This is a genomic window from Candidatus Pelagibacter sp. HIMB1587 (assembly GCF_052047775.1).
Taxonomy (GTDB): domain Bacteria; phylum Pseudomonadota; class Alphaproteobacteria; order Pelagibacterales; family Pelagibacteraceae; genus Pelagibacter.
In genome coordinates this window covers 89,328-109,631 of sequence record NZ_JBNAJJ010000002.1, presented here as the reverse complement: position 1 = coordinate 109,631, position 20,304 = coordinate 89,328, and the positions used below count along the sequence as shown (strand labels likewise).

Here is a 20,304-nt window from a genome sequence, read left to right as displayed (position 1 = left end):
GTATTATTGGTTTTTTAATAACCTTATTTCTTTTAAAAATAAAGTAAGATTTTCAATTTTATAATCAATATATTCTTTATTAGATTCTTTTTTGCCCCATTCCTCATCATTAATTAACCAAGCAGTAATTGTTCCTCGCTCTTTACCTATCGATAAGTTTTTTGCTATATCTTCAATGTACAAAGTTTCTTTTGGATCAATTTTGAATTTTTCTACCATTAAATCGAAAGCTTTAGCTTCTGGTTTTGGGTGATATTCTGCATCTACGATATCAAATATGCCTTCAAATTGGTCGTCAATTCCTAGTGTTGTAGTGATGTGCTTTACATGATTGTAACTACCATTAGTGAAGACAAATTTTCTTAAATTTATATTCTCTAACTCATATCTTAATGCCGTATCTTTTTTTAAAAAAGATAAATCAATATCATGAACAAAATCTAAAAATTCTTTAGGATTAATTTCATGATGTATCATTAGACCATTTAAGCTTGTGTTATATTTGTGAAAGTAATTTGTCTGAAGTTCTTTGGCTTTTTTTAAATCTACATTAAGTTTACTTGAGATATATTCAGTCATTTTTCGACTTACTTGGCCAAATACTGCCTCTAGGTCACTATAAAGTACACCATCACAATCAAATAGAATATTTTTAATATGGCTTAAATTTTTCATTGTCTAATTAAAGTTCCAGATCCCTCATCTGATAAAAGTTCAAATAGAACAGAATGATTTTTTCTTCCATCTATTATAACAACTCCTTTTACTCCGTTACTAGCAACATCTAAGCAATTATTTATTTTTGGAATCATACCACCAGTAATTGTTTCATTATCGATTAAGTTTTTTATAGACACTGAATTGATTTCCGGAATTAGATTTTTATTGTTATCCAAAACACCTTCTACGTCACTTAATATAATCAACCTTCTGGCACTAATTTTTTTAGCAATATAGCCAGCTGCAGTATCTGCATTGACGTTATAAGTTTGATCATTTTTATCTAAACCTAAGGGGGCAATAATAGGCACTTTTTTATCTGCTATAATTTTATCTATTATTGATTGATCTACATTTGTAGGAGAGCCCACAAAACCAAGCTCTTCATTTTCTTGGACAACTGTTAAAATATTATTTTCTTTGGAATTAATACTCTGACTTTCGCAATTTTGCTTATCTAGAGCATTGATAATTTCTTTATTAAAATCAATTAATACTTCTTCTACAACTTTAATAGTATCTTTATCAGTTACCCTTAATCCTTTTATAAATTTACTTTCTAAACCTATCTCATTAAGTTTATTACTTATTCTTTTTCCACCACCATGAACAATAATAGGAGTAAATCCTAGTTTATTTAGTGTTGAAATATCTTTAATAAAAATATCAAAAAGATTTTGATCAATTAAAACACTACCACCACATTTAATAACAATATATTCATCGTTATATTTTTCTAAATATTTTTGTACTTCTTCTGTTGAAGGACCATCTAATGGTAGAATTGTTTTTAATTCTTCTTCTTTAATATCCAACATTAAGTTGTTGTTTTAACAGTGGTTCGTTTCATTATGAAAACTTGTTGTGCCATAGTTAAAATATTATTTACTGTCCAATATATTACCAACCCTGCTGGGAAAGGTGCTAAAATTATTGTTAGGAATAATGGAAAGAACATAAATATTTTTGCTTGCATCGGATCTGTTGGTGCAGGATTTAATTTTTGTTGAACCCACATAGAAACACCCATTGCGACAGGCCATGCTCCAATGACTAAAAATGATGGTACATCATAAGGCAATAATCCAAATAGATTAAACAAAGAGGTAGGGTCTCTCTCAGATAAATCTTGTATCCAGCCATAAAAAGGCATTTGTCTCATTTCAATTGTTACAAATAAAACTTTATATAAAGCAAAGAAAACTGGAATTTGCACAAGTATTGGTAAACAACCAGACATTGGGTTTACTTTTTCTTTTTTATATAGAGCCATCATCGCTTGTTGCAATTTCATTTTATCGTCCTTGTGTAGCTCTTTTAGTCTCACCATTTCAGGCTGTAAGGCTTTCATTTTTGCCATGCTTCTAAACGAAAAGTTTGCAAGTGGAAAAAATGCTAATCTTATACAAATTGTAATTGCTATAATCGCTAGGCCATAATTTCCGAGTAATTTAAAGAAATAATCTATTCCAAAAAATAACGGTTTAGTAATAAAGTATAAAAATCCCCAATCAATTGTTAAGTCAAATTTATCAATGTTTAAAGATTCAGCATATCCATCAATTACATCAACTCTTTTTGCAGCAACAATGATTTGTAAGGTTTCTTCAATCAATGAATTTTCATTAAGTTCCAATGGTTCTGTTGTTACAAAATTTGCTCTGAACTTATCTTTATAATCAAATGTTGTTTTAAATTCTTTTTCTCTAGGTGGAATTAGTGAAGTTACCCAGTATTTATCTCCAATACCTAGCCATCCTTTTTGAGCTGTTCTTGAAAATTTTTTCTCTTGTATGTCATCGTAGTCTTCCTCAATAAGTTCATCATCAAGTGTTGCCACCAATCCTTCATGAAGGATATAGAAGTTAGATATATCAGGCATTTCATTTCTAATGATTTGACCATAAGTATAAAAATCATATTTTTTATCTGTAGGATTGATTACACCTTGTTTAATTGAAAATAAATATTTGTCATCTAAGGCGATCTCTTTCTCAAATGTTATACCTTGATCATTTGTCCAAGATATTTTTATAGGCGATTGATCTGTTAACTTATTATTTCCTGAAACTTTCCAAATAGAATTTGAATTTGGAATTTCAACATTTTTATCAGATGTAATAAAACCACTTTCAATTAAATAACCATCTTTTGAATTTCTAGGTGAAAGAAGTGTAACTTTTTCTTGAGAGTCTAGACTGACATTATATTGCTTAAAAGTTAGATCATCAATAACACCACCTTTAAGTGAAATAGAACCAACAACACTCTCATTCTCAAAATTAATTCTTTCACTTTGATTTAAAGCTTCTTCTCTAGAAATTTCAGCAACATTTTCTTTTTGAACTAGTGAAGGTGTATCGCTGTTTTGTTCAACTTTATTTCCTTCAGCCATATTTTCTTTAGTAATTGGAGGAGGAGCAAAAAATAGTGAATACAAAACTATAACTGCTGCTGATAATGAAATTGCTGCTACTATATTTTTAGTATCCATATTATTTTAATTTTGTGTTTTTTTTAACAGGATCAAAACCTTCACCACCACCTAAAAATTTGATTGGGTGACAAGATAAGATTCTTTTAATACTTAAAAATGATCCTTTTAACAGACCAAATTCTTTAAGTGCATCAATACTGTATTCTGAGCAAGTAGGTAAATATCTACAAGAATGTCCAAATAAAGGGCTAATCAAATATTTATAACCTTTGATAATTTTAATTAATATATTTGTAAAAATATTCATTATTTTATTTTTTCAAAATCCTGAAATAGAGTTTCTTTTATTAATTTGTATTCATTATTTAGCATAGATGACTTAGCGATAACAAGGAATGAATAGTTAAAATTTATTGATATTTTTTTAACTGCCTCGTTTAAAATATTCCTTAATCTTCTTTTAATCTTATTTCTCTTAACAGCATTCCCTAATTTCTTTTTTGTTACAAAACTAATATTGAGTTTTTTATTATCTTTATTCATTAATTTACCAAAGAAAATAGTTACGTACTTATTTGAAAACTTTTTTTGTTTAAGTAAATTTTTAAATTCTTCGTTTTTTGAAAGAGCAACAATTTTGCTTTTCATTAATTTACACTGATACAGTTAAAGATTTTCTTCCTCTGGCTCTTCTTCTAGCTAAAAGTTTCTTTCCACCTTTAGTCTTCATTTTTGATCTAAAGCCGTGTTTTCGTGCTCTTTTTTTATTTGAAGGTTGATACGTTCTTTTCATAAATAAATTGATTAAATTTTATAAATTTTTGCCCCTTTATATTAGCAATAATAAAAATAGCAAATAGAAGATTTAGGAATAAAATAACAATATTCATGGAAAAAACAAAAAAAATTAAATTAATTATAGGTTTATCTTACTTATTAATTGTTAGTTTATTTTTATATTTTTTCTTTTCAAAATTCAGTCTTCAGGAGATTACATCTTATGATTTTTTGAGAAATAACAGATCTTATTTAATTGATTTGAAGAATTCTAATTTATTTTTAGTTTCAATTTCTTTCTTGTTTCTAACAGTGCTTTGGGTATTTCCTTTTCTAGGCTTTGGATCTCCTGTAGCCTTAATGGGTGGCTTTATCTTTGGCAAATGGATTGGAACACTAGTTGTGGTGACTGGTTTAAGTGTAGGTGCAACTTTTTTATATATATTTGGAAATTATTTTTTAAGAGATTTAATCAGAGAAAAATTTCTTAATAAATTTCAAAATCTTGAAATTAAATTTAAAAAATCTGAATTTTTTTATTTACTCGTTTACAGATTTATTGGAGGAGTTCCTTGGCAAATAAGTTGTCTATTGCCAACATTATTTAATGTAAGAGTAAAAAATTTTCTATTTGCAACTTTTTTAGGAATAATACCTCAGATTTTTTTGGCAGTTTCAATTGGAAGTGGGATTGAAAAAGTAATCGATCAAAATTCAGAAGTTCCTGGAATAATGGATATTATTTTTTCTCCAGATATTTATGTTCCTCTTTTAGCGTTTTTTGTACTAATTGTGTTTTCAATCATTTTTAGAAAAAAATTCTACAGAAATTGATGGTGCTCCGACCCTGTACTGACCAGGGAGCTAATCATTACCAATGACTTGATTTTCCATTAATCGACCGGAGCTTATAAACAATTTGTAATTAACTGATAATAGAGTATTTTTTCAAATTATTGCCTTAATTTTTAGAAAATATCATCTATAAATAAACAAGGATTTTTTATGGGAATACATTTTACTTACAAAAACAGTCGATCTGCAAAATTAATGGAGAAGCAGGCTAAAAAAGAACGTAAGCTCGCTGAGAAAAAAGCAAAACGTGCTTTAAAAGAAGGCTCAAAAAATGAGGAACCTGAAAACAAACCATTAGATCCTAATAAACCAATATCTTTAGATTTTTTGACTAATCCCAACAAAGAATGAGTTCAAAAGATAAAAATGAGCGTTTGAGCTTAGCTTTAAGAAAAAATTTAAAAAAAAGAAAACTATTTCAAAAAAAAAATAAAAAAAAATCTAAGTAATGTCTATTCAGCCTGACTCGTGGATTAAGAAGATGTGCAAAGAGCATAATATGATCGAACCATTTTTAGATCATCAAGTTGCGGAGGGAAAAATATCATATGGATTAAGTAGTATGGGTTATGATGTTAGAATCTCTGATGAATATAGAATATTCACTAATGTAAATAATTCCTTAGTCGATCCAAAAAATTTTTCAGATGACAATTTTATTGAGAAAAAGGGACCACATTGCATTATTCCTCCAAACTCATTTGTTTTGGCTAAAACAGTAGAATATTTCAGAATTCCAAAGGATGTACTTTGTGTATGTGTTGGTAAAAGTACTTATGCAAGAACAGGTATAATTTGTAATGTAACTCCTATTGAAAACGAATTTGAAGGAAATATAGTTATAGAGTTAAGCAACACTACACCTAATCCAGCAAAAATTTATTCTAATGAAGGTATAGCTCAATTTTTATTTTTTAAATCAGAAACTCAACCAGAGACAACTTATAAATCTAAGAACGGTAAATATCAGGGACAAACTACTATTCAGGTTGCTAAAATTAAAAAGTAAGTTATGGACAAATTTCTGATTGATGGTCCTAGCAAAATCAAAGGCAAAGTTTCAATATCAGGTTCGAAAAATGCATCATTGCCAATATTAGCAGCTACACTACTTTTTGATTTACCGGTAACTATTCATAACCTTCCAAGAGTAAAAGATATAAGCACTATGCTTAATTTACTTAAATCTCTTGGATCAAAAATCGAACTTTCTAAAGATAAAAAAACTGCAAAAATTTCAAACAATAAAAATATGAAAACTTTTGCCAGTTATTCATTAGTTAAAACAATGAGAGGTTCAATTTTAGTATTAGGACCCTTAGTTGCAAAATATCATAAGTCAAAAACATCATTACCAGGTGGTTGCTTAATTGGTGCGAGACCAGTTAATTATCATTTGTCAGCTTTAGAAAAACTTGGGATGAATTATGAAATTAAGGATGGTTACATATTAGCAAAATCTTTTGGTAAACTTAAAGGAGGGTTAATTAGATTTCCAAAAATTACTGTTGGCGCAACTGAAAATTCTATAATTGCTGCATGCTTGGCAAAAGGAAAAACAGTATTAAGAAATTGCGCTGTCGAGCCAGAAATAAAAGACCTTACTAACTTTCTTAATTCAGCAGGTGCAAAAATAAGTTGGAAAGGAAGAACATGCACTATTAACGGAGTAAGTTCTTTAAATTCAACAAATTATTCAGTGATGGCTGATAGAATTGAAGCTGGTACTTTTTGTGTAGCAGCAACTCTAGCTAAAGGAACTCTTGAAATTAATAATTTAGATCCAAAAATAATAAACACAGAACTTAATTTATTAAAAAAAACAGGAGCTAAAATAAAAGTGAGCAAAAATAAAATTCATATTAATGGACCAGAAAAAATTAAGTCTATTAAAAATATTAAAACAAAAGAGTTTCCAGGAATACCAACAGATCTACAGGCGCAATTAATGGTCTTAATGTGTAAAGCAAAAGGAAAAAGTTCAATTACAGAGAATATTTTTGAAAACAGATTTATGCATGTTGCTGAATTACAGAGATTAGGTGCAAATATTACGACCAAAAATAATAAAGCTTTTATTGATGGTAATACAAAATTTATCGGTGCAGAAGTTATGTCTAGTGACCTAAGAGCATCAGTGGCACTTGTCTTAGCAGCTTCGGTTGCACAAGGGAAATCTGTAATTAACAGGATTTATCATTTAGATCGTGGTTATGAAAAAATTGAAAATAAATTAAAAAATATTGGTGTTAAAATAAAAAGATTAAAAAGATGAACAAATATTTAGCCAAAATTATTGCTACTGACAAAGAGGGGTTGCAAATGATTTCAGCTTGTAGCTCAGGTGCTAAAGTAAAAGTTTCAGACATCAAGTATCTAGAAACTAATAAAGTATTTTTATTATCAATTGAACGTATTAAAGTAGAAAATGAAAATGAGGACAAAAAAGTCAATAGTATCTGCAGATTTGATTTTGTTGATAAGGTAAAATCAAAAAATATTGATCAATCAAATCAAGAATTGGTTTTAGAATTAGTAGGAATAGATTATTTGAAAAATAACGATGTTTATGAAATAAATCTCTTTTTTAGTAATAATGCTCATATCGCTTTGACTGCCGAAACGATTGAAGCAATATTAGAGGATCAAAGTGAAATAAATTAGAGATGAAGGTTTTAGATAGCAGTAAGAAAAATTTTGATAAAGCTTTAAGCATAATCCTTCTGAAAAGAAGTAAAAAACTTAAATCAAATTCTGTATCTGTATTAAGTATTATTAATGATGTAAAAAAAAATGGAGATAAAGCTCTATTAAAGTATGAAAAGAAATTTAATAAAAACAATATTATTGTTCCAACTGCTAAACAGATTAATAGTTCAATTAAATCTTTAGATAAAAAAGTAAAAAAATCTATCGATGATGCATACAATAGAATTTATAAATTCCATTCCCTGCAAAAGTTCCAAAACATTTCTTATACTGATAAATATAAAAACAAAATTGAGTACAAATATTTGCCACTAGAATCTGTTGCAATATATGTACCAGGTTCAACAGCATCTTATCCATCCAGTGTATTAATGAATGCTATTCCAGCGATTGTTGCAAAAGTAAAAAGAATTATCATGATAAATCCTGGATATAAGGGAAAGCAAAACCCTGCTGTACTTTATGCGGCTAGGAAATGTAAAATAAAGGAGATTTATTCAATAGGTGGTCCTTCAGCAATTGCTGCGGTTGCTTATGGAACAAAGAAAATTTCTCCTGTAAATAAAGTTATAGGCCCGGGCAATCAATTTGTAGCGGCTGCAAAAAAAGAAGTTTCAGGAGATATTGGTATAGAGGCGATGACAGCTGGACCCTCAGAAGTTTTAATTTTAGCTGATAAAAATTCAAATCCAGAATGGATTGCAAGCGATCTTCTTGGGCAAGCAGAACATGACCCATTAGCTCAATGTATTTTAATTTCAAAAAATAAAAATATTTTGGATGAAACTAAAAAAGAAGTTTTAAAACAATTAAAAGAACTACCAAGATCATCTATTGCTAACAAAAGCTTAATGATGAATGGAATTTTAATACAAGCTAATTCAGATAAAAAAATTATTGAAATTATAAATAAAATTGGACCTGAACATTTGGAATTAAATGTAAAAAATTATAAATATTTTGCGGGCAAAATTAAAAATTCAGGGTCTGTATGTCTTGGAAAGTATGCAGTTATGGCAATGACTGATTATGGAGTACCTGGAAGTAATCATGTTTTACCAACAAATACTACCAGTAAGTTTTCTAGTGGATTGAATGTTTCAGAGTTTATGAAAAAAATTTCATATATAACGCTATCAAAAAAGGGGATTGATAAACTTGGACCATCAGCTATAACGTTGGCAAATTATGAGGGTTTGCATGGTCATGCACAATCAATCATAAAAAGAATAAGGAGAAAATAAAATTGACAAAACAAGATCTGCTGGAATTTAAAGGCACTGTAAAAACATTATTAAAAAATGCAATGTTTGAGGTTCTGTTAGAAAATGGTCATACAATAACGGCACACACTGCAGGAAAGTTGAGAAAAAATCGAATACGTGTCCTTCAAGGCGATGCGGTTACAGTTGAAATGACACCTTATGATCTTACTAAAGGAAGAATTATCTTTAGAGGATAATAAATGGCTGAGTAGCTCAGGAGTAGAGCAGAGCCCTGAAAAGGCTTGTGTCGGAGGTGCGAATCCTTCCTCAGCCACCACAACGTTTTGGTGGCCATTTAATTATACCAGTTAGACTAATCTAAATTTATCTTGAAAAATTTTTTAAAAAAAATTAATCTTAATTAAAATTAACAACATAAGGACTAAGAAAAAAATGAGCACATTACAAGGAAAGATCAAGTGGTACAATGGGAAGAAGGGCTACGGGTTTATTGAAAGAGACGATAAAGAAAAAGATGCGTTTGTACATGCGAGCGCCGTGAAGGCCGCTGGTATGAGATTTTTAAATGAAGGTGATAAACTTGAGTTCACTTTAGAAGACGGCCCTAAAGGTCCTTCTGCAGTTAATTTAAAGAAAATAGACTAAATTTATAAAAATATTCTTAAAGGACGTTTTATCTGTAATAGATAAACGTCCTTTTTTATTTCTTGCATATCAATTATTTTTGTCTAAAAGACCGCTTATGAATATAAATATTACATACAGAAAAACTTTAAGAAGTACGCATAGACACTGTTTCCATAGCCATTAGGCTATTTATTTATATTATATTTTCAAATCCACGCAAAATAAGATAAAACAAAAAAGGATAAGCCCGGGTGGTGTAATGGTTAGCACGAAAGTTTGTGGAACTTTAAGTTTGAGTTCGACTCTCAGCCCGGGTAGACCAAAAATGAATAAAGATAATAAATTACAAGCCTCTTTACCTAAAGGTTTCAAAGATAGATGGGGCGATGAATTAGATCTTAAAAATAAACTAGTAGACACTATAAAAGAAGTATTTACGAGTTATAGCTTTGAGCAATTAGAAACACCAGAATTTGAAAAGAGTATTAATATAGGTTCATTTTTAGCTGAAGATGAAAGTAATCCAATGAGCGATGTATTTTCATTCACAAATGAAAAAGAATCTTTAACTTTAAGATATGATTTAAGTGCTCCTCTTGCTCGGTTTTGCGCAGAAAATTTTAGAGATTTAGTTTTTCCTTATAAAAGATTTGCTTACGGCAATGTCTTTAGGCAAGAAAAAGCTGATTCAGCAAGGTATCGTGCCTTCGCGCAGCTTGACGCAGATATAATTGGTGATGCAAATCCATCTCAAGCGGATGCAGAGATATGTAACATAATTGGAGAGTCATTTAAAAAAATTGGTCTGTCTAAAGAGCAGTTTACTATAAATGTTTCAAACAAAAAAATTCTACAGGGTTTAATTAACGAGCTAAAAATTGAAGAAGACATACAATATAAGGTGCTTAAATCAATTGATAAGTTAGATAGATTAGGTGTAAAGGGCGTAGAAGAACTACTAAAACAGGGCAGAACAGATCAATCAGGAGCATTTACTAGAGGATGCGAACTATCAGACAATCAAGCATCAGAGATTATTAGTTTTTTAACCTTAAAAGGAATTAATGATTTAAAGGCTAATCTTAAAAATCCTTTATCTTCAGAAGGAATAAATGATTTGGAAAAATTATTTGAAGTACTGTCTTATGGAAGTAATCAAGATTCAGTAAAAATTGATGTTACTAAAATAAGAGGACTCAGTTACTACACAGGGTACTTAGTTGAAACCAACCTTAATTTTAAAGTTACAAATGCAAAAGGAAAAGAAATAAATATAGGCAGTGTCGCATCTGGAGGTCGTTATGATAATCTAATTTCGAGATTTAAGGGTGCAGATTATAAAGGCACTGGTATGTCTATTGGAATAGATAGATTATTATATGCTGTAAACCAATTGGATCAAATTAAAATAAATAAAAATAGACCTGTTCTAGTTTGCATTTTGGACAAAGCCTTCATTAAAGAATATTATCAAATAGTTAATGAACTTAGAGCAAATAATATTCCATCAGAAATATATTTGGATCAAAATAAAAATCTAAAAAAACAACTTCAATATGCAGATAGAAAAAAACTAGACCTTGCGATAATTTGTGGAGAAAATGAGTTTAAAGATAACACTATTACCATCAAAAACCTTAAAGGGGTAAAAGGTCAAAATAGTCAAACAATTCCTAAAGAAAAGTTAATCGATGAAGTCAAAAAACTTATCTGAAAATATCCTTAGATCTGTAAAGTCTAAAGGGTTTAAGTACATTGATTTACCTTCAGTGATTGAAGCTGATCATATTGTTCAAAGGTCAGGTGAAAACTTTAGAAAATTTATATTCTCGTTTATTGATCAAAATGGTAGTGAGCTTTGTTTGCGGCCTGATTTAACTATCGTTTCGTGCCTTAGATATTTAGAAAATAAATTGAGAGGGAAAGAGAAAATATTTTACAGTGGTCAAGCTTATAGAAAATCAGACAACAAAAAAAATTCTATTATTAGAAATCAAGTTGGATTTGAAATCTTAGGGTCAAAGGATGAAAAAAATGACGACAAGGAAATTATTAACACATCTCTAAAAGCTTTAAAAAATTTAAAATATTCTTCAGGAACATTGACAATAGGTAATGTTGAGATCTTTAAATTATTGATCTCAAAATTAGAAATACCTGCCCGATGGAAATTAAGACTGTTAAGACATTTTTGGCGAGATGAATATTTTAATGACTTATTAAATCGTTTAGAAACAAATGCAGATATTGATCCCGTAGAGGTAGCAGTCGATAAAAAAAGGTACTTAAATTTATTAAAAAAAAACCAATCTACAATGATTGCAGGAAGGTCTATTGAAGAAATTTTAAAAAGATTTGATGCTAAAATGAAAGATCCAAGAAGAGCAAGCAAAGGTAAAAAGGTATCAGCAATTATAAGATCTTTTTTGAAGATTAAATGTCCAATTAATAATGCTGCAAAAGAATTAAATAAATTTTTTAAGAAAAATAAAATTAATCTTGTAGTAGATCAAAAATATTTTCCGATTTCTTCTAACAAAGTATCAAAATTAAATGTAATGTTTTCAACATCATTTGGACGTCAGCTTGAATATTATTCAGGAATGGTATTTAAAATTGACATTAAGTCCAATTCCAAAATTATTAACTGCTGTGCAGGAGGTCGTTATGATGGATTGATTTCTGATCTCGGTTCTAAAAAACAAATTCCAGCAGTAGGGGCTGCCTTTAATCTATGAAAGACTTAATTAAAATTGGAATTCCTAGCAAAGGTAGACTTCGAAAAGATGTTTTAAATATTTTTAAAAAAAATAAATTAAAATTAATCTCAAGTAGAGGTGATCGAGATTTAATTGGTTCTATTAAGGGAAAGCAAAATATTGAAATCATTTATCTACACGCACGTGAAATAATTGATCAACTAGCAAGCAAATCGCTTGATTTGGGATTTTCAGGATTAGATTTATTAAAAGAAAGTGAAATAAATATTCAAAATAAGATTAAAGTATTTAAAAAATATCCTTATGGACAAGCAACACTTGTTGTAGCAATTCCAACAGACTTCATAGACATTTTTAGCATGGCTGACCTTGAAGAAGTGGCATTTGAGTTCAAAGATAAGAAGAAAAAGAGATTAAGAGTGGCAACAAAGTACCCAAATTTAACACGAGAATTTTTTTATAGTAAAGGCGTAACTCAGTTTTCAATTGTTAAATCACTGGGCAGTACTGAGATAGCACCTTATACGGGGAGTTCTGAAGTCATAACAGATATCACTAGCACAGGCTCAACTCTTGCAGCTAACAATTTGAGAATTATTAATGATGGATATATTTTAAAATCTGAACTTTGCATGTTAGTTGCAAAATCATCCCTTCAGAATAAAAAATTACAACGATTAGCTAAATTACTTTCGACCAAATATTAAATCTTTCCAATAAATAAGAATAATTTTGATTATATCTAAATTTCTTAGTACCGCGTAAAGACCAATTAACAATCCAATACCAACTAATATTTTAAATAACAAAATTAATTCCATAACAAAACTTAGCTGAATAAATCAACTTATCAATAATATTATATTCTTAATTATGACATGAATTAATATTATTAATTTATGTAATGATTAATCAGTTTTTTAATTGGTGTGTCTATGTTTTAGAAGTAATTGGCAATGTTACTGGCATGGGATATGAACTTGCTAATATTGTTATTTTCGTAATTTTACAGCCAAGTTTAATCCTTTTATTCTTTATATTATGGAGAAAAGAAGTTAGGAAAAATAGGTGATAAGAATATTATTTATTTTTCTAATTTTATTAATTTCTCCAGTAAAATCTGAAAATATCTTTCCATTAGACCCTGCAATTAATTATGGAAAATTAGAAAATGGTTTAACCTATTATATTAAAGAAAATACCACTCCTGAAAATAAAGTATCGATGAGGCTTTATGTAAAGACGGGTTCTATAATGGAGGAGGATCATCAAAAAGGTTTAGCTCACTTAATAGAGCATATGGCTTTTAATGGTTCGAAAAACTTTCCAAAAAAAGCAATTGATGAATATTTATCTTCTATTGGTTTAAACTTAGGATCACACTACAATGCAAATGCTTCTTTTTTTAAAACTACTTATAAATTTGAAATTCCAACTGATGACATCAAGAATGTTGAAACAGCTATTCAAATTTTAGCTGATATTGCAAAGAATTTAAACTTAACTCCAGAGGCATTTGAGCGAGAACGAAAAATAGTAGAGGAAGAATATCGAACCGATATTGGCAGTGGTCAAAAATACTATGATCAAATAAGCAAATATATTTTTAAAAATTCAAGATTATTAGAACGAAGACCTATTGGCGATATAGAAGTTATTAGAAACTTTAAATATGAGGATGCAATTAGCTATTATAAAAAATGGTACCAACCTGAACGAATGGGATTATTTATAGTTGGTGACATTCAATCACAGGAAATAAAAAACTTTATTCAAAAGTATTTTGGTGATTTTAAAAATACTGAGAAAACAATCGTACCTGATTATAAAATCCCTGATTTTGAGGAAAACCAATTCTTTACTTATCAAGACGCTTTAGAGGAAGAAATTCAATTTACTATATGGAAAAAAGATGAGTTCAAAAAAACTAATACTATTGCAAATTATAGACATGCAATAATAGGCTACTTAGTAAGTGATATCGTTTATCGAAGAATGCAAGAAGTAAGAGAACTTAACCAATCTGCATTTAAAAGTGCTTATGTTTACGATTATCAAATTTCAGATTTAGATATGTATTATCTTTTCTCAACTTCTTTAAGACAAAACTCTATAAATCAAGGAATTGAAGATGCCCTTACTTTTGCAGAACAAGTAAAAAGATATGGATTTTTAGATAGCGAGTTAGAGCTTGCTAAGAAAAGACGAATTGATTATTTAAAACAAGCATTAATTGAAGAAAACACCAGAACTTCAGAGGATTTTATAGCAGAATATATTGATCATTTTATCTATGACGAGATGATCTCAGGACTTCAAAAAGAAATTGAGTATTCAGAAAATATTTTAAGTTCTATCACAGCTGAGGATTTAAATGATTATTTTAATAATCATTTTGAAGAAACAAATAGGATCATTTCTATTAGAGCACCTGATTTTATAAATAATTTACCAACGGAAAAAGATATTGAAAAAATATTTCAAAAAGTAAGTCAAAAACAAATAGAACCATATGAATTTGAAATTAACGAAGTTGAACTTATCAAAGAAGATTTAAAAGGTTCAAAGATCATAAAAAGAAAGAGATTTCCAAGAAGTAATATTATTAAAATAACTTTGGAAAACGGTGCTGATATTTTTTTAAAAAAAACAGATTTTAAAAAAGATGAAATTCAATTGAAAGCCTTTAGTTGGGGAGGATATTCTACGGCAAATATGGATAAATTAGCTTCAGCAAAATATGCTGAAGATATTTTAAATTATGCTGATCTTGGCGAGATATCATTAAATGAAAAAGAAAATTTATTTCAACAAAACTTTGTCGATGTATTTCCAAATATATCCGAAGGTACAGAAGGTGTCAGTGGAAAATCGAACAATCAAAACTTAGAAAACATGTTTAAGATGCTTTATTTAAATTTTACTGATTTGAGGGTAAAGCAATATCATGTTGATCGATTTAAAGAGAATAAAATTAATCAATACAATATCGATAAAGAAAACCCACAACACCAATCCAATTTAGATTATAGAAAAAAACTTTATCAAGACCATCCAAGAACAATGTATCCAACAGATGAAGTGTTTAATCAAATTAACCTAGAAGATGTTCAAAACTTTTATCAAGATAGATTTAAAGATGGAGGAAGTTTTGATTTTATAATTGTTGGTGATTTTGAGTTTGAAACAATAGAACCATTAATTGAAAAGTATATTGGTAGTTTATCTGATTTAAAAAGAGACGACCCATATATCGACCATGGTATTCGTTACACAAAAAAGCGTGAATATAATGAATATAAAGAAGAGGATGCCAAAAAGGCAAATATCTTTAGAGTTTATTTTAAAGAATATAATTACTCTTATAGAGACAAAACTAAACTGTATTTATTGATGTCTATCTTAGATAAAATGCTTTTTGATAAAGTTAGAGAAGAAGATAACCTTGTCTATTCAATTTCATCATCTAAATATTTAGACAATAAAATTCCTGAAGAAATTACTAGTTTTTATATCTATTATACAGGAGACCCTAAAAATGTAGATACTATCAATAACAGAATAGATGAATTGATAGATAGTATTAAAAATAAAGAATTTGATGTTCAAATTTTTAAAGATCAAAAAGTTGCTTTGAAAAAAGATTATGATGCCGGTTTAAAGACTAATAGTTTTTGGTTAAGCTCAATTTTAAATGCAGTGAAATATAGTCAAAATATTGAAAAGGTTACTTATCTAAATTCAATAGTCGATAGCATTACTCTTAATGAAATAGCAAGATTGGCTAAACAACTATTTGATGATCAATATTTTGTAAGTGCAGATTATTTAAGCGAGTAAATTTTATGTTGGAAGTAATAATAGCAGTAGAATTAGCTTTTTTAGCTTATAAATTGCTTATAGATTAGAGAGACAAAATTATGAAGAAAATTGAAGACAAGGTTAAAGGAATAAGCATCGAACTAGATCGAAGTACAAAGTTGAATGAATTAGATGAAGTAATCTTAGACTTTGAAAAAAATACCGATGATAAGCATGAAGTTGATGTGTCAGTTGATATTCAAAATGCCACTCTTCATATGAAAAGAATTAAAAAACCTCATATTTCTCTAGCAACAGTTGATGGCAAGGTTGTTAAGAAAGATAAAGAAATAGAAGTTAAAGTTAAAAAATAAAAGTTAATTTGTGCTGACATCTTTATATAATTATAATATTTTTTGATTATGAATCCATACGATTTTGGAACTTTTCATTTTATGTTTAAGTGTGATGAATTGACAAATGAAGAATTTATACAAAATAAAGGATATAAAAAACTCAATCATAATCAATTAGGAGAACTTGCTGAAATTTACTTTTATATTCGTTTAAGATTACGTCAGTTGTCTGACTTAGTTGAACCTAAAAATGATAAAGAAAAGGAAATACAAAAACAGGTAAATAGTAAAGAAATTGTTAATTTAACTTTTACTAATTTTATTAAAAAAAATTTTAATATAGATGAAAAATATCATTCAAAAATTCTTAAACCCATTGTTGATTCTTTAGATGATTAAAACAATAACAAAAATTTCTAATGAATTCTGAAGACTTAGAAAATAAATATCACTCACTACTTAATAGAATTGAGTTAATTAAACAAAAGGTATATCTCAGACATACCATTGAATTGTTGAATCAACTTAAAGAATTTTGCTCAAAAAAAAAGGAAACTAATTCCTTTACAATGGAGATCTATGAGCAGCAAACAAAAAATCTTGATAAAATTGAAAGCATGAATGATGATGTAATGGAAGAAATGAATGATGCTATAAAAAAAATTGAGGAAAATAGAAAAAAAACTTTAAATTACCCAGATGGTGGAATTTATGAAGGTGAATTTAAGGATGGCGTACCGCATGGAACAGGTACATTAAAATTCCCAGATGGAGGATCTTATATTGGTCAATTTAAAGATGGAATAATTAATGGTCAAGGAACCCTCATGTTTAAAGATGGAGGAAACTACTATGGCCAACATAAAGATGGCAGACCTCACGGTCATGGCACTTTAACATTTCCTAATGGAGAAAAGCGTGTTGGAAAATTTGAAAATGGTAAATTAGTAGGAAAAAATAATTAGTAATGGATAAAAAAGAGGTATCAAAAATAGTTAAAAATTATAAGTGAGGATGGGAACTGGAAAACCTACCTAACAAATTTAAAAATGTAGAAATAATCATAATTCTAACAATTTTATTTATTATTATTAACATGTGCGAAGAACCCTTATTTTTTTATTAACTTTTTTTATTTTAACAAATTCTTCTTTTGCAATCTTAAAAGTAACCAAACTTCCTCATGAAAATGCTGAGATTGAGAGAATATATAAATTAGATAATGGTAAATTTATTTTTATTGAGCAATTTGTAAGAGGTCATATTATTTGGGAATACGATCAAGAGTTAGATAAATTTAAAGAAATTGCTGGTGTTTGGGGGTTTATAGATCTTGCCTCTAAATGTGAGCAAATAAAAAGCAAAGATATTTATTTTGCAACTACTTTAGAATATTGGTTTGCTGGGGGAACTAATATTGATTATCCAGAAATAAGAATATTTAAATTATACGAACCCAATCCATGGAGAGATACTGATATAGGAATTACACCTAGTATGAAATATGCAAAGGAGTGGTGTACTTTTTATAAACCTTATTATATAAAATAAATACTGTCTGTGATTTAGAAATAACTCTACTTGCTTCAGACATTAAATAATTACGCTAAAGGAGGCAATATGGCAACAGTTAAAGAACTGTACGATCTAATCAAAGAGAAACAAAGAAATGGAGAAAAAATTGGTATTCTCCAACAATCAATTGTTGATGCTTATGAAGCAGAGGAACTACAAACAACAAAAGAGATAAGTGCTACTTTCATCAAAAACAAGAAAGGAGATGAAGATGGCAACAATTAAAGGGGTCTATGAAGAATTGAAAAAGATGAAAAGAAAAGGTGTAGACATTGGTATGTTTGGTGAAAGCTTCATTGAAATGTATGAAAAAGATCAAGAACCATCTACAACTAAAGAGGTTCATGTGACTTTTGTAAAAAATAAAAAGGAAGGAGGTTCTGATGGGAAAAATAATTAGTGCTAGACTTGCTACAGATGATTACGATCCAATGAATTTATTGGGTAGTGCTGGTGTGTTTTCACCTAGAAAACATAGAACAATAAAAATAAATAAAAAAAATAGGAACAGTAAGAAATCAAACTATAAAACTAAATTAAATAAAGATATTTCAAGCAAATAGACTCTTTGTTCAGGATTTGGTAATCTTAAATTGTGAAAAAAGTTTTAGGTATTTTTGTTCTAAGTTTGTTGTTGACTGGCTGCTTTGGTGGTGGAGCAGCATGGGATAGTCCATCAAAAAAGATTAATTATTCTACATCTGATTACTCTCAAAAGCAAAATACTTACATGTTTCAAACTATAAGAGTTCTATCTGCAAAACCAACACCAGGTCTGTTAACATATGATTTTAATAAGGGAATGTTTTATGGGTTTGGAAATACTCCATTTGAGGCTATTCAAGATGCAGTGGGACAATGTAGAGATTATATAATTGATCAAAATTTATCTGATAATAATTTATATTGTATTTCTACTGGTCTTCAAAAATATCATAGTCACCTAGGTTATTCAGATATTTTTTTTACTAAAAAGGGACTCAAGGTTCAAAAACAAATGAATTATCAAGCTGAACTTAATAAAAGAGAGCAGCTGAGACAAAAAAGATTAAATGCAAAAAAAAATAGATGTGTTGAAATGGGTTTCAAAGAGGGCACTGACAGTATTGCTGAATGTATTTTAAGATTAGAAGAAATTGAGGTTGCTAAAAAAAATAATCAATTAGAGAGACAAAGGAGATCGCAAGCTGCTTTAGCAGCTGCTTTAAGTAGTACAATGTCATCAATATATAAAACAAATAATACAAGTGTAATCAAAAAATCAGAGACTAGTGGAGGCTGGAATACTGGCTCAAGTTCATCAGGCATGTATAAAACTTGTTATTATAGATCTAGTCTAGGTACTAGAACCAAAACTGTATTTGCGTCTGCACCTTGTCCGATGGCATATTAATATGAGAAAACTTCTATCGATCTTGGTTCTTAGTTTGTTGTTTGAGGGGAGTGTTTATGCTGAAATTGTTAATTTACTATGTAAAAAAAATGAAAAAAAATTTTTGTCAGGAGACTACCCTTTAACAATTGATTTTATTAACAAAAAAATTATCAGAGCTCATACAAACTTTGTAATGGAAGTTGATGAAAATTATCTTTCAGCTAAAAGTGAAGAAGAAAGCAGTTTTAAAATATATTTGTTATTAAACAGAATGAATTTAGAATTAGATGTAACTTTTTATGAGGGTACAAAAATTGACACAAAAAATTCATATAAAACAACTTGTAAAAAAGTTAACAAAAAAATATGAAATTCAAAGGCCATTATAACCAATTCTTCAACTGTTTATCTTGCAACAAGAGAACTGATATAATGCTATATAACTGTACACATTGTGGATCAAGAACACCTGTTGATCAAAAAGATTATAGAATAATGAGAACTAGAAAGCTTAATGCAATTTTAATTTCTAAAATGGAAAAACATTTAAATAAACTTAATAATTTTTCTAAAAGATACCCAAATACTAAAATTGATTTTCCCAAACGTACAATAATGGATGATATAAAGTTTAAGGTGGGTCTTTATAAAGGATTAATAAAACACAAATTAGATTTATATTGATGAAAAACGTTCTTGATACAATTAATCATCCAAAAGCAACCCCAGAGAAAATAAAACAAATGAAAGATAATGGATGGACAGATCAAGAAATAGCTGAAAAATTTGCTTATATGGAGAAGGTTCACAAGCATATTGATGCTGCAGCTGGAAGAGTTAAAAAAGTTTTAGAAAATTAAATGAAAAACTTCCAAAAATATTTTAAAGAAGATACACCAGAAAAAACTATAGATAAATATATCAACTTAGTATTAAAAACTGTTGATCCAAATGATGAAGTAGAAATTTATCATGACTTCGAAGACGGAATGCAGAAAGTTAACATTAAAGTTTTGGACCGAGTTTTGAATTAATGAAATAGGCGACTATATTTAATAAAAAACTGAGGATAACTCATTATCTTATTTTGAAATCATAAATTCTATTTGTTACATTAATAAAAAAT

At 28.6% G+C, this 20,304-nt stretch carries 31 protein-coding genes and 2 tRNA genes; 27 read left to right on the top strand and 6 right to left on the bottom strand.

Going from position 1 to position 20,304, the window contains the following annotated elements:
• Window positions 1-3: 3 nt before the first annotated feature.
• The 6 genes from ACTTBE_RS05085 to rpmH are packed head-to-tail and all read right to left on the bottom strand — an operon-like array spanning window position 4 to window position 3,950.
• Window positions 4-675 carry a pyrimidine 5'-nucleotidase gene (locus ACTTBE_RS05085; protein ID WP_440677448.1) on the bottom strand — a complete coding sequence of 224 codons (672 nt, stop codon included), beginning with the start codon at window positions 673-675 and terminating at the stop codon, window positions 4-6.
• A complete protein-coding gene (gene argB, locus ACTTBE_RS05080) occupies window positions 672-1,538 on the bottom strand; it encodes an acetylglutamate kinase (protein WP_440677447.1) in 867 nt (288 codons plus the stop codon). The genes ACTTBE_RS05085 and argB overlap by 4 nt, the downstream gene beginning before the upstream one ends.
• A complete protein-coding gene (gene yidC, locus ACTTBE_RS05075; protein WP_440677446.1) occupies window positions 1,538-3,214 on the bottom strand; it encodes a membrane protein insertase YidC in 1,677 nt (558 codons plus the stop codon). The genes argB and yidC overlap by 1 nt, the downstream gene beginning before the upstream one ends.
• Before the next feature lies 1 nt (window position 3,215).
• Window positions 3,216-3,464 (bottom strand): membrane protein insertion efficiency factor YidD, encoded by a 249-nt coding sequence (yidD, locus tag ACTTBE_RS05070; protein WP_075505949.1) that lies wholly within the window; start codon window positions 3,462-3,464, stop codon window positions 3,216-3,218.
• Entirely contained in the window at window positions 3,464-3,805 is a 342-nt protein-coding gene (rnpA, locus tag ACTTBE_RS05065; protein ID WP_440633287.1) for a ribonuclease P protein component, read from the bottom strand. Before rnpA ends, yidD begins: the two co-directional genes overlap by 1 nt.
• A 4-nt stretch (window positions 3,806-3,809) precedes the next feature.
• The gene (gene rpmH, locus ACTTBE_RS05060) at window positions 3,810-3,950 is read right to left on the bottom strand and encodes a 50S ribosomal protein L34 (RefSeq protein ID WP_023854404.1); all 141 of its coding nucleotides are present in this window, start codon (window positions 3,948-3,950) and stop codon (window positions 3,810-3,812) included.
• 95 nt (window positions 3,951-4,045) lie between these two features.
• Between rpmH and ACTTBE_RS05055 the strand changes: the two genes are divergently transcribed.
• From ACTTBE_RS05055 to ACTTBE_RS04925, 27 genes are all read left to right on the top strand, one after another.
• Complete coding sequence (locus ACTTBE_RS05055; RefSeq protein WP_440677445.1) at window positions 4,046-4,768, top strand: TVP38/TMEM64 family protein; 723 nt, start codon at window positions 4,046-4,048, stop codon at window positions 4,766-4,768.
• A 171-nt stretch (window positions 4,769-4,939) separates the two neighbouring features.
• Window positions 4,940-5,140 (top strand): hypothetical protein, encoded by a 201-nt coding sequence (locus ACTTBE_RS05050; RefSeq protein ID WP_440677444.1) that lies wholly within the window; start codon window positions 4,940-4,942, stop codon window positions 5,138-5,140.
• Between the two features lie 97 nt (window positions 5,141-5,237).
• On the top strand, window positions 5,238-5,798 hold the full coding sequence (gene dcd / locus ACTTBE_RS05045; RefSeq protein WP_440677443.1) for a dCTP deaminase: 561 nt from the start codon (window positions 5,238-5,240) through the stop codon (window positions 5,796-5,798).
• Between the two features lie 3 nt (window positions 5,799-5,801).
• Entirely contained in the window at window positions 5,802-7,064 is a 1,263-nt protein-coding gene (gene murA, locus ACTTBE_RS05040) for a UDP-N-acetylglucosamine 1-carboxyvinyltransferase (RefSeq protein WP_440677442.1), read from the top strand.
• Window positions 7,061-7,453, top strand: a complete 393-nt coding sequence (locus ACTTBE_RS05035) for a DUF2948 family protein (protein ID WP_440677441.1) — start codon at window positions 7,061-7,063, stop codon at window positions 7,451-7,453. The genes murA and ACTTBE_RS05035 overlap by 4 nt, the downstream gene beginning before the upstream one ends.
• 2 nt (window positions 7,454-7,455) lie before the next feature.
• Entirely contained in the window at window positions 7,456-8,742 is a 1,287-nt protein-coding gene (gene hisD, locus ACTTBE_RS05030; RefSeq protein ID WP_440677440.1) for a histidinol dehydrogenase, read from the top strand.
• Window positions 8,743-8,744: 2 nt separating this feature from the next.
• Window positions 8,745-8,960, top strand: a complete 216-nt coding sequence (gene infA, locus ACTTBE_RS05025) for a translation initiation factor IF-1 (protein WP_440677439.1) — start codon at window positions 8,745-8,747, stop codon at window positions 8,958-8,960.
• A gap of 5 nt (window positions 8,961-8,965) precedes the next feature.
• A tRNA-Phe gene (locus ACTTBE_RS05020) sits at window positions 8,966-9,040 on the top strand.
• 116 nt (window positions 9,041-9,156) lie between these two features.
• Complete coding sequence (locus ACTTBE_RS05015) at window positions 9,157-9,369, top strand: cold-shock protein (RefSeq protein WP_075505957.1); 213 nt, start codon at window positions 9,157-9,159, stop codon at window positions 9,367-9,369.
• A 227-nt stretch (window positions 9,370-9,596) separates the two neighbouring features.
• Window positions 9,597-9,668 (top strand) — tRNA-His (locus ACTTBE_RS05010).
• An 8-nt stretch (window positions 9,669-9,676) separates the two neighbouring features.
• Window positions 9,677-11,065 (top strand): histidine--tRNA ligase, encoded by a 1,389-nt coding sequence (gene hisS / locus ACTTBE_RS05005; protein ID WP_440677438.1) that lies wholly within the window; start codon window positions 9,677-9,679, stop codon window positions 11,063-11,065.
• Window positions 11,043-12,089, top strand: coding sequence for an ATP phosphoribosyltransferase regulatory subunit (locus ACTTBE_RS05000; RefSeq protein ID WP_440677437.1), 1,047 nt, complete (start codon window positions 11,043-11,045; stop codon window positions 12,087-12,089). The genes hisS and ACTTBE_RS05000 overlap by 23 nt, the downstream gene beginning before the upstream one ends.
• Window positions 12,086-12,778, top strand: a complete 693-nt coding sequence (hisG, locus tag ACTTBE_RS04995) for an ATP phosphoribosyltransferase (protein WP_440677436.1) — start codon at window positions 12,086-12,088, stop codon at window positions 12,776-12,778. The genes ACTTBE_RS05000 and hisG overlap by 4 nt, the downstream gene beginning before the upstream one ends.
• A 197-nt stretch (window positions 12,779-12,975) precedes the next feature.
• Complete coding sequence (locus ACTTBE_RS04990; RefSeq protein WP_440677435.1) at window positions 12,976-13,143, top strand: hypothetical protein; 168 nt, start codon at window positions 12,976-12,978, stop codon at window positions 13,141-13,143.
• Window positions 13,140-15,911, top strand: coding sequence for a M16 family metallopeptidase (locus ACTTBE_RS04985; protein ID WP_440677434.1), 2,772 nt, complete (start codon window positions 13,140-13,142; stop codon window positions 15,909-15,911). Before ACTTBE_RS04990 ends, ACTTBE_RS04985 begins: the two co-directional genes overlap by 4 nt.
• 80 nt (window positions 15,912-15,991) lie before the next feature.
• Complete coding sequence (locus ACTTBE_RS04980) at window positions 15,992-16,246, top strand: hypothetical protein (protein WP_440677433.1); 255 nt, start codon at window positions 15,992-15,994, stop codon at window positions 16,244-16,246.
• A 48-nt stretch (window positions 16,247-16,294) separates the two neighbouring features.
• Complete coding sequence (locus tag ACTTBE_RS04975; protein WP_440677432.1) at window positions 16,295-16,627, top strand: hypothetical protein; 333 nt, start codon at window positions 16,295-16,297, stop codon at window positions 16,625-16,627.
• Between the two features lie 20 nt (window positions 16,628-16,647).
• Complete coding sequence (locus ACTTBE_RS04970) at window positions 16,648-17,193, top strand: MORN repeat-containing protein (protein ID WP_440677431.1); 546 nt, start codon at window positions 16,648-16,650, stop codon at window positions 17,191-17,193.
• Window positions 17,194-17,326: 133 nt separating this feature from the next.
• A complete protein-coding gene (locus ACTTBE_RS04965; protein ID WP_440677430.1) occupies window positions 17,327-17,779 on the top strand; it encodes a hypothetical protein in 453 nt (150 codons plus the stop codon).
• A gap of 69 nt (window positions 17,780-17,848) precedes the next feature.
• Window positions 17,849-18,028, top strand: a complete 180-nt coding sequence (locus ACTTBE_RS04960; RefSeq protein WP_440677429.1) for a hypothetical protein — start codon at window positions 17,849-17,851, stop codon at window positions 18,026-18,028.
• Complete coding sequence (locus tag ACTTBE_RS04955) at window positions 18,015-18,203, top strand: hypothetical protein (protein WP_440677428.1); 189 nt, start codon at window positions 18,015-18,017, stop codon at window positions 18,201-18,203. The genes ACTTBE_RS04960 and ACTTBE_RS04955 overlap by 14 nt, the downstream gene beginning before the upstream one ends.
• Window positions 18,187-18,366 carry a hypothetical protein gene (locus ACTTBE_RS04950; RefSeq protein ID WP_440677427.1) on the top strand — a complete coding sequence of 60 codons (180 nt, stop codon included), beginning with the start codon at window positions 18,187-18,189 and terminating at the stop codon, window positions 18,364-18,366. Before ACTTBE_RS04955 ends, ACTTBE_RS04950 begins: the two co-directional genes overlap by 17 nt.
• Before the next feature lie 32 nt (window positions 18,367-18,398).
• Complete coding sequence (locus ACTTBE_RS04945) at window positions 18,399-19,196, top strand: hypothetical protein (protein ID WP_440677426.1); 798 nt, start codon at window positions 18,399-18,401, stop codon at window positions 19,194-19,196.
• A 1-nt stretch (window position 19,197) separates the two neighbouring features.
• On the top strand, window positions 19,198-19,548 hold the full coding sequence (locus ACTTBE_RS04940) for a hypothetical protein (RefSeq protein ID WP_440677425.1): 351 nt from the start codon (window positions 19,198-19,200) through the stop codon (window positions 19,546-19,548).
• A gap of 62 nt (window positions 19,549-19,610) precedes the next feature.
• Complete coding sequence (locus ACTTBE_RS04935) at window positions 19,611-19,862, top strand: hypothetical protein (RefSeq protein ID WP_440677424.1); 252 nt, start codon at window positions 19,611-19,613, stop codon at window positions 19,860-19,862.
• Window positions 19,862-20,038: a hypothetical protein gene (locus ACTTBE_RS04930; protein WP_440677423.1), complete on the top strand. Its 177-nt coding sequence runs from the start codon at window positions 19,862-19,864 to the stop codon at window positions 20,036-20,038. Before ACTTBE_RS04935 ends, ACTTBE_RS04930 begins: the two co-directional genes overlap by 1 nt.
• Window positions 20,039-20,212 (top strand): hypothetical protein, encoded by a 174-nt coding sequence (locus tag ACTTBE_RS04925; protein ID WP_440677422.1) that lies wholly within the window; start codon window positions 20,039-20,041, stop codon window positions 20,210-20,212.
• Window positions 20,213-20,304: the final 92 nt, after the last annotated feature.